This is a genomic window from Caldisericota bacterium (assembly GCA_034717215.1).
Taxonomy (GTDB): domain Bacteria; phylum Caldisericota; class Caldisericia; order Caldisericales; family Caldisericaceae; genus UBA646.
Genome location: JAYELD010000042.1, coordinates 1 through 2,430, shown reverse-complemented (window position 1 = coordinate 2,430; position 2,430 = coordinate 1). Strand labels below are relative to the sequence as shown.

Below are 2,430 nucleotides of genomic sequence, written 5' to 3'. Positions count from 1 at the left end.
ATATTGGGATTTATCTTAGCATAAATGAAATTACAATTCGCAGTTTATTCAAAATTTGTTATAATTGAAAGCAGAATGAATAAAAAGATAAATACAATCAAACAGATAGTTAAAGAAGAGCTTTCATCCTCTTCGCATGACCTTGAGCATACATTCAGGGTGTTTGAGCTTGCATGTATGCTTGCAAAAAAAGAACAGACTGTCGATATGGAGATAGTAGAGATTGCTTCTTTGTTGCATGATATTGCGCGTGTAAAAGAGGATTCAGATTTGAGCGGAAACATTGACCATGCTCTTTTAGGTGCCGAAATGGCGGAAAAGATATTACGCAGTCTGAACTATCCGGAAAGTGTAGTTCAAGGCGTAAAACATTGCATACAAACGCATCGTTATAGGGGGGAAACTTCACCAGAAACAAAAGAAGCACAGATATTGTTTGATGCTGATAAACTTGATGCTATTGGAGCTGTAGGTATTGCACGAGCTTATATGATAGCAGGTGAAAGAGGAGAAAGCATATATATTGATGTTGATTTAAACAGCTATATGAAAGAAAATTTATTAGATGGAAAAATTAACGGTCGTATCAAGGATATCTCAAGACATGCACCTAATATTGAGTTAGAGACAAAATTCAGATATATTCCAGAAAGACTTTTTACAGACACAGCAAAAAAGATAGCAGAGAAGAGAATTGCGTTTATGGAAGGTTTTTTTTCCACACTAAAAAAAGAAATAAACGGATCACTCTGAATGAAAAATAAGGAAATAGCTCAAAAATTTTATGAACTTGCTGAATTATCAGAATTAGCCGAAGAAAATCCTTTTAAAGCGAGAGCATATTTAGAAGTAGCGCAGCAAATAGAAAATTTACCTGCACCAGTAGAAGCTTTGGCAAGAGAAGGCAAACTTACTTCCGTTAAAGGGGTAGGGAAGGCCAGTGCTAATAAAATACTTCAATATCTTAACACGGGGCATATTGATAAACTTGAAGAGCTAAAGAAAAAAATACCCGAGTCACTTCTAGATCTTAAAAAAATACCTGAGCTTGGCATAAGACGTACAAAAATTCTTTTTGATACATTGGATATAAAATCTGTGGAAAGTTTGGAAAAAGCTGCAATGCAAGGCAAAATCAGAAATCTTCCTGGGTTTGGAGAGAAAATAGAAAAAAGAATATTAAAGGGCCTTAAAGATATAAAGAATAGGCAATGGGAGCGTCTATCTATCGGTATTGCTCTCCCTCTTGCTGAAAGTATCGTTGATGAGTTAAAAAAATATTCTCCTGTCGAGAAAATAAAAATTTGTGGCAGCATCAGAAGAATGAAGAGAACTATTGGAGATATCGATATCCTGGTTGTGTCAAACAATCCTGTAGCTGTGATGGATAAATTTGTTTCATTTGATATGGTAAAAAATGTTATTGTCAGGGGCGAAAAAAAGTCGTCTATTCTTTTGACTAACAATATTCAGGTAGATCTCAGAATTGTCCAAAGGGAGTCATTTGGTGCTGCAATCCAATATTTTACAGGTTCAAAGGAGCATAACATAAAAATTAGAGAGTTGGCTAATAAAAGAAATTTGAAGATAAACGAATATGGTGTGTTTGATCTTAGTACAAACAAATGTATTGCGAGAGAGACAGAAGAAAGTATTTACAAATCTATTGGCTTGTCATGGATTCCACCGGAGATGCGGGAGGACAGGGGAGAAATAGAGTTAGCAATTGAAGGCAAGTTGCCGAAACTCATTGAACTAACGGATATAAGGGGAGATATTCATTTACACTCGCTTTATTCAGATGGCGTAAACAGTATTGAAGAAATGGCGCAACAAGCTATTCAGCTCGGTTACAGTTATATAGTCATTACAGATCATGCAAGGGCCTTGGGCGTTGCAAATGGTCTTTCAATTGAACGTTATAAGGAAGAGAAAAAAGAAATAGAGCAATTAAATAGGAAATTTGCTCCGTTCAAAATATTTTTGGGTACCGAACTAAATATACTTTCGGATGGGCGTATTGATTTCTCCGATGAAGAGCTTAATCTCTTTGATATATGTCTTGTTGGCATTCATTCGGGAATGAATCAGGAAAAAGAAAAGATGACTAATCGCATTATAAAAGCGATGTCTTATAGTGGTGTGAGGGTTATTGCTCACCCTATGGGCGGAATCATTGGCTGGAGAAATAATTATGATGTAGATTTAGATTCGGTGTTTAAAGAGGCGCAAAAGCGCGATGTTCTTGTGGAAATTAATGCCTCGCCACAACGATTAGATTTGGATGATATAAATGCAAGAAGAGCAAGAGAGATATATAATCTGAAGTTTGAAATAGGAACCGATGCACATTCAATTGATGGAATGAAAGATATGCGGTATGGCGTAGGCGTTGCAAGGCGGGCTTGGCTTACAAAAGACGATGTCATA

At 36.1% G+C, this 2,430-nt stretch carries 2 protein-coding genes; both read left to right on the top strand.

Annotated features, from left to right (window positions below; genetic code table 11):
- Window positions 1-75 precede the first annotated feature (75 nt).
- Complete coding sequence (locus U9Q18_01965) at window positions 76-753, top strand: HD domain-containing protein (protein MEA3313124.1); 678 nt, start codon at window positions 76-78, stop codon at window positions 751-753.
- Window positions 754-2,430: DNA polymerase/3'-5' exonuclease PolX (polX, locus tag U9Q18_01960; protein ID MEA3313123.1), on the top strand; the 1,677-nt coding region annotated here is incomplete at its 3' end.